Origin of the sequence: Polyangium jinanense (assembly GCF_028435265.1) — a bacterium.
Taxonomy (GTDB): domain Bacteria; phylum Myxococcota_A; class Polyangia; order Polyangiales; family Polyangiaceae; genus Polyangium; species Polyangium jinanense.
This window is the reverse complement of the sequence record NZ_JAGTJK010000089.1, coordinates 21,628-27,730: the sequence shown is the minus strand read 5'-3', so window position 1 is coordinate 27,730 and position 6,103 is coordinate 21,628. Positions and strand designations below refer to the sequence as shown.

Genomic DNA, 6,103 nt, shown 5'->3' with positions numbered 1-6,103 from the left:
GCACTCCAGCACGCTCGGGTCGCGATGGGCCGACCTTTCGCGTGCCCTTCGCTTTGCTCTTCTCCTTCGTCGTACTGGCCATTCCGGTGCCAGGTGCACTCGGAGCTGCCTCATCCCATCTAGCACGGCTTGGCCTTGCGCCACCCGAGCACGCGGGCATGCTCGAGCCCCCCCGGACGAGGCCTTTGCATGCGCGTCCTATCCGGAGCGGAAGCGAAAGCGGAAGCCGAAGCGGAAGCGGGAATAGCTCATAAGCTCTGCTTGCTCGGTCGTGACGCCACGAAGACGATTGACCGCGTGCGGTGTCCGCGATACCAGCACGCCATGCGAACCCTCCAAACCTTCGTCCTCGCCCCGCTCTTCGTTTTGGCTGTCGCTTGCGGCGGCCCGCCCCCGGCGGCGCCTACGCGGTCGAGCGAGTGTGACGTGATCAACTCGAAGTTGAAGGCCTTGGACGCTGCAAAGCAGAGCGACCCAAGCCACTCGGTGTCACAGAACACGACGGCGCTCGTGGCGGCGTTGGAGAAGCTCTCGGCAGACCTGGAAGCGGACATTGAAAAGGGGAACATCGTGACGCCCGAGCTGAAAACTGCAGCCGCTGGTCTCGCGGCCGCATCGAGGGACGTCGCCGCGATGACGAAGGGGATGACCGCCACGTTCGACGAGATCGACAAGGTCTCGCAGAGCATTGAATCCTGGCAAAAAAAGGTCGCGGCCGCCGCGGCCGAATTCGACAAAGCATGCGCGAATGGGCCGAAAGAGGAGTGTGAGAAGCTCGGCGCGGAGCTCAAGAAGAGCCCCCGCCTCGATGGCGCCAAATTCGACAAATATGCGACGGCGCTCGAGGCGTTCACGACGACCGTCGACGGTTTGAAGGCCGAGGATGCGAAGGTGCAGTCGAGCCTTGCGGCCTTGAACGCCACGCTCAAGGAGGGGATCCGCCCGTCCCGCAGGATGAACGAGTTGTTGAACGAGCTGAAAAAGCTCGACCCCGTGAGCCAAAAGCTCGAAGCCCAGAGGCAGCCGATCCTCGACGAATGCGGTTCGGTCGCGCAGTAGTGCCCGCCCGCCCCCGCCGCGGCCCCAGCTACGGCATGACGACACCACAGGTGGGCCTGGCGCCGAAAGTCGAGCTCGTCATCGGAGGCACGGAAGCGGAAGCGGGAGCGGAGGGGGGGCGGGAGCGGGAGCGGCAAGCGGAATCTCGTTGTGTACCTCGAGGGCCGTGTTGACTTGATTCTGGGCGCAGCCTAATCTCGCGCGCGCATCATGGCGAACCGAGCCTATCTTCGGTGCCTTCAGGGGCGGTCGGATCACGAGGTCAGCGCGAGCTACAGCCTTCCGGACGCGTGGTGCGACCTTTTCGGGCCCTCGGACTTCCATACCGGCAACGACTGTCCGGTGCCGGACGCCTGCAAGCCCACCACGACGTCCTATCTCCTCGCGGAAGCACCCGCCGCGCTCGCGCGGTTCGCAGAGCGGATGAATCGCGCGAAAATCAGGCTCGAGGGAGACGGCCTGACGGCCCGGGTCTACGCGTGGCTGACAACCCACTTCGCTGAGGGTTGGCTCTTCGCAGACACGACCGAGCTGGAATGGATGAGGGACGACTTCGTCCCCCTCACCCGGAAACAACTCAAGAGCGCGGAGAAACGAGTGCGGCGCGGGGAACTGACCGCCAAGACGCTGCTGGTCGACTTCGGCTGGGGCACCGGGCTCTCTGCGACGGAAGTGGAAGAGGAGCATCGAAGAGCCAGACAGAATCCCCACGACGTCGCGACGCTCGAAGGTCGTCCCTATCGGATCGAGGACACCTACACCGTGGGGGAAGTCGTCGCGCATCGCGTGTTCGGCTCGGGAACTGTGCGCACGGTCAAAGAGTCGACCGTCACCATTGCGTTCGCCATCGGCACGAAGACGCTCGCTCACCGCAAGGGCTGAGCGCCCGGAGGCGGAAGCGGAGGCGGGAGCGGAGGCGGAGGCGGAGGCGGAGGCGGGGGCGGAGGCGGGGGCGGAGGCGGAGGCGGAGGCGCGTGCGCTTGCGCGTGCGCTTGCGCGTGCGCTTGCGCGTGTGCGTGCGCTTGGGGAACGGTATGCAGGGGTTCCGCTCGGGGACGGCGAGCGTACCGTCGTGCTCGGCCTCTTCAAGGCCAAGCCGTGCTCCCCGTCCTCGCGCTTCGCGCTGCGGGCGGGTCCGCGCGGTGCTGCGCAGCCTTGAAGAGGCCTGCGCGCGACGGTGCGGGACGGGGGTCCCGGCGATTGGGCCGTCGGGCGGAGGAATCATCATGCTGAAGATCTACGAAGTCGTTTTGGCCATGGCGGGGGACGCGGCAAGCATTGCAGAACGGATTGAGCGAAAGGATTCGGATCTGGCGCGGCAGATGCGCAGGGCCATGCACAGCGTCGCGTTGAACGCGGCAGAAGGCATGGGCAACCACGCCGGAAACAAGCGGCAGCGCTACTCCTCCGCCCTCGGGTCGGCAAGGGAAGTGCTGGCCTGCGTCCAGGTCGCCCAAGCCATGCGCTATATCGGCACCGTCGATGCAAAGGTCCTCGACCGAATGGACCACGTCATCGCCACCCTCACCCGCCTCGTCTACCGCCGCGCCTCGTAGGAGAAGCCTCCCTCGCCCCTCTCCCGGGACGGGAGAGGGGCGAGGGGTGAGGTACGTTCAGCGTGGGTTCTCCCACGACTCCCCCGACGAACCAATCCGCTCTTTTCCAATTGCCTCGGGCCGCAATCCATGAGACAAAGCAAGCGACGCCAGCCGGTGCTACCAACACCGACCGGCGTCTCCCCACAACCCCGACAGACCCGGAGTCATGAGTATGGCTACGATACAGCTCCATCCGCCGCCGGCAAACTTTACGGCGGCGCACGCCCTGCTGGGGCGCCTTTACCTGGAACACCGCGATTTCCTGCGCCGCCTTCTTCTCGGACAGGCCATCCCTCCCAGCGACGTGGACGATGTTGTGCAGGAGGTCTTCCTCACGGCCTGGCGACGCCTCGAATGTCTTGTTACGCCGGAGCAGGCGCGCCCGTGGCTGCTGATGATTGGGCTCAACCGTGCGCGCAATCATCGAAAGCTGGCGCGTTGCGAACGGGAGGTACTCGCGGGCCTTTCGGATGACTTTCCCGAGCGGGAAGACGAAGCGGAGTCGACGGAGGCGCTCGTGCTGGCGACGTACGGGTTCTTCCGGCTCAAGCGACTCCTCTTGAAGATCGGCCCGCGCGCCCGTGCGGTCGTGGTGCCTTACCTGGAAGGCCGTTCGATCCGGGAGATCGCCGAAGCGCTCGGCATCAAGACGAAGACCGCCTACGCCCGCATCTCCCTCGCCCGACGGCACCTGCAAACGCTCGCGCTCGCCTGATCCGCAAGCGCACGCGCACGCGCAAGCGCAAGCGCACGCGCCTCCGCCTCCGCTCCCGCTTCCGTGTCCGCTTTCTCCGGTCGATGCCGCTCGTACGGTCGCCGTCGCTATGCACTGCGGAACGCGCGGCTTATGTTGTTCGAATGATGGGCCGTCTCTGTTGGTGCTGCCTGCTCTTGGCGCTCCCGTCGTGCGGTCCATCCTCCACCCCGCCCGCCCCCGATGACGAGCCGCCGGACGCCCTCGTCGAGAGCGTCGCTGCGCCGCCGCCCGCCGTCCGCGACGACACTGCCGAGGCGCGCACCCTGCGCGAGGACCTCGTCCGCGAGATCCGCCGCAGCCCGCCCTGGAGCGGCGCCACGTGGGACGGGCGCGTCCTCGGCGCCCTGCAAGCGACCCCCCGCCACCTCTTCGTGCCGGACGCCCCCATCGCCCTTGCGTACGAGGACCGCCCGCAGCCCATTGGCCATGGCCAGACGATCTCCCAGCCGACCGTCGTCGCGATCATGACGAACGCCCTCGAGCTCCGGGGTACGGAGCGCGTGCTGGAAATCGGCACGGGTTCGGGATACCAGGCGGCCGTGCTCGCGCTCCTGTCGCGGCGGGTCTTCACGATCGAGCTCGTCGCGCCCCTCGGCGAGGTCGCGCGAGAGCGTCTCGAAAAGCTCGGTTACTCCAATGTCGAGGTCCGCATCGGCGATGGATACGCAGGCTGGCCCGAGCAAGCGCCGTTCGATCGGATCCTGATCACGGCCGCGCCACCGGAGATCCCGCGCGCCCTCCTCGATCAGCTCGCAGAGGGCGGGATCCTGGTGGCGCCGGTGGGCGGGGAGGACGAGCCGCAGGAGCTCGTGCGGTTGACGAAGCGCAGCGGGCGAATCGCGAAGGAAAACCTGGCGCTGGTGAGGTTCGTGCCGATGGTGCCGGGCAACGCGAAGCCGAACCCCTGAGCTGCCCGGACCGAGGAGAGGCGAAGGAAAGGGCATCACGCTCGCGGCTCCGCTCCCGCTCCCGCCTCCGCTCCCGCCTCCGCTTCCGCTCCCCAATGACACCAGAATCACCTTGACCTTTTCCCCTCCCTCCGGTTTTCCTTCGAGCCGCACCTTTCTGGAAAGGATCCTCTCGATGGCAACCACCCCCGCATGGAAGCTCCGCCGCCTCGCGACTCGTGCCAAGCGCGTGCAGGCGCGCAGGGCTTCCGAGTCGCCCGTCATTGCCGCGTATGCGACCACCTTGCCCGGCAAGGCCACCGCATTCATCGCCGCATACGACGCCGCCGCGAAGTACGAAAACACCTGGCGACGTGAAATGCGCGAGGGCAAAGGGGCGGTCGCCGCCCTGCTCCGGCGCATTCAGAGCTGGTTGCCCCTGCTCGTGCGCGACGTCCCGGAGTTCGATGCTTCGACCTTCGGCGACAAGCCCGACGTGCCCGATGACGTGATCGAGGACGGGGGCCGGCTCGCCGAGGTATTGGAGGAATCCACCACGGCAGACGGCAAGCCGCTCACCTACAAGGTCGACGCGCTCAAAGAGCTGATTCCTTCTCTCGAAGCGGCGAACAAGGAATGGTCGGAGGCGGAAGCCGCGGACACGACGTACCAGAAGCTCCTGAAGGAGAGCCGCGCCACGGCCGTCGTGTTCGACAAGGAGCTCCAGACGTTCCGCCGGAGCCTCGCGCATGCCGTGGGTCGAAACGACAAAGATTTTCAAAAGTTGCGCGTCGAGCGGGCCTCCCAGAAGGACGACGACGACGACCCGGCGGCGCCCGCGACGCCCGCGCCCGTCACGCCCGCGGCCGAGGGCGCGGCGCTTCCGACGGGTCGGTAGGCTCGGGGCGATCGGGGGGGCCATCCGGAGACCGGGGTGCGGGGTCCGGAAACCGGGGTGCGGGGTCCTTCGGTCGGTCGGCGGGGTCCTTTGCGCGGGGGGTGCGGCCCTTGGGTCGGGGTGGCCTTCGCGGAGGAAGGTCGGTGGGGGCGGTTCGAGAGGGAGGCGCGCCGCTGGCGAAGGGGCGCGGGGTGCTTGCGATCGGGAGGCGGCATCCGTCGCGGCGAGCCTGGGGTGCTTCGCGAGGGCGGGGGGGTCGGGCGTCGCCGCGTAGGGCTCCGGTGGCGGATCGGGCTTTTCGCAGCGGAGACGCTAGCGGCAGCAGCAGCGACTCCTCCGCGCCTTTCCGGTAAACTCCCCACCCATGCCTCCGCCCATCACCTTCCGCCCCCTCACCGAGGCCGACTTTCCCTTGATGCACACCTGGCTCACGCGCCCCCACGTCGCCGAATGGTGGCAGCCCACGCCGACCCTCGACGAGCTCCGCGACGAGTACCTCCCGTGCCTCGCGGACGCCGGCACCTTGCCGCTCGACGCTCCGGGCGGCGCCATTCCGTACCTCGCATGCGAGGACGGAAAGCCTTTCGCCTACATCCAGGCCTATCGGGTCATGGCGAGCCAGGCCGACGGCTGGTGGCTCGACGAGACGGACCCGTGCGCGCTTGGCATCGACCAGTTCATCGCCGACGCCGATCGTATCGGCAAAGGCCTCGGTACCCGCATGATCCGGGCGTTTCTACATTTTCTGTTCGCCGATCCGCGCGTGACCAAGGTGCAGACCGATCCGGATCCGACGAATGGCCGCGCAGTGGCTTGTTATCGCAAGGCGGGCTTTCGCGACGTTGCGGTGGTCGAGACGCCGGATGGTCCGTTGCTCTTGATGACCATCCACCGCGGCGCCTGA

7 protein-coding genes are annotated in these 6,103 nt (G+C 67.4%); all 7 read left to right on the top strand.

Annotated elements, in window-relative coordinates; translation table 11 throughout:
- The first annotated feature begins 324 nt into the window (after positions 1 to 324).
- Positions 325 to 1,059, top strand: a complete 735-nt coding sequence (locus tag KEG38_RS52080; protein WP_272428408.1) for a hypothetical protein — start codon at positions 325 to 327, stop codon at positions 1,057 to 1,059.
- A 210-nt stretch (positions 1,060 to 1,269) separates the two neighbouring features.
- On the top strand, positions 1,270 to 1,941 hold the full coding sequence (locus KEG38_RS52075; protein ID WP_272428407.1) for a hypothetical protein: 672 nt from the start codon (positions 1,270 to 1,272) through the stop codon (positions 1,939 to 1,941).
- A gap of 344 nt (positions 1,942 to 2,285) precedes the next feature.
- Positions 2,286 to 2,615 carry a four helix bundle protein gene (locus KEG38_RS52070; RefSeq protein WP_272428406.1) on the top strand — a complete coding sequence of 110 codons (330 nt, stop codon included), beginning with the start codon at positions 2,286 to 2,288 and terminating at the stop codon, positions 2,613 to 2,615.
- A gap of 214 nt (positions 2,616 to 2,829) precedes the next feature.
- Positions 2,830 to 3,372, top strand: coding sequence for an RNA polymerase sigma factor (locus tag KEG38_RS52065; RefSeq protein WP_272428405.1), 543 nt, complete (start codon positions 2,830 to 2,832; stop codon positions 3,370 to 3,372).
- A gap of 143 nt (positions 3,373 to 3,515) precedes the next feature.
- Entirely contained in the window at positions 3,516 to 4,322 is an 807-nt protein-coding gene (locus KEG38_RS52060) for a protein-L-isoaspartate(D-aspartate) O-methyltransferase (RefSeq protein WP_272428404.1), read from the top strand.
- Positions 4,323 to 4,497: 175 nt separating this feature from the next.
- Entirely contained in the window at positions 4,498 to 5,199 is a 702-nt protein-coding gene (locus KEG38_RS52055) for a hypothetical protein (protein ID WP_272428403.1), read from the top strand.
- Between the two features lie 364 nt (positions 5,200 to 5,563).
- Entirely contained in the window at positions 5,564 to 6,103 is a 540-nt protein-coding gene (locus tag KEG38_RS52050) for a GNAT family N-acetyltransferase (protein ID WP_272428402.1), read from the top strand.

Coding starts and splice junctions, on each gene's coding strand:
- KEG38_RS52065 (WP_272428405.1), top strand. CDS start 2,830: ATGGCTACGATACAGCTCCATCCGCCGCCGGCAAACTTTACGGCGGCG.
- KEG38_RS52070 (WP_272428406.1), top strand. CDS start 2,286: ATGCTGAAGATCTACGAAGTCGTTTTGGCCATGGCGGGGGACGCGGCA.
- KEG38_RS52075 (WP_272428407.1), top strand. CDS start 1,270: ATGGCGAACCGAGCCTATCTTCGGTGCCTTCAGGGGCGGTCGGATCAC.
- KEG38_RS52060 (WP_272428404.1), top strand. CDS start 3,516: ATGATGGGCCGTCTCTGTTGGTGCTGCCTGCTCTTGGCGCTCCCGTCG.
- KEG38_RS52050 (WP_272428402.1), top strand. CDS start 5,564: ATGCCTCCGCCCATCACCTTCCGCCCCCTCACCGAGGCCGACTTTCCC.
- KEG38_RS52055 (WP_272428403.1), top strand. CDS start 4,498: ATGGCAACCACCCCCGCATGGAAGCTCCGCCGCCTCGCGACTCGTGCC.
- KEG38_RS52080 (WP_272428408.1), top strand. CDS start 325: ATGCGAACCCTCCAAACCTTCGTCCTCGCCCCGCTCTTCGTTTTGGCT.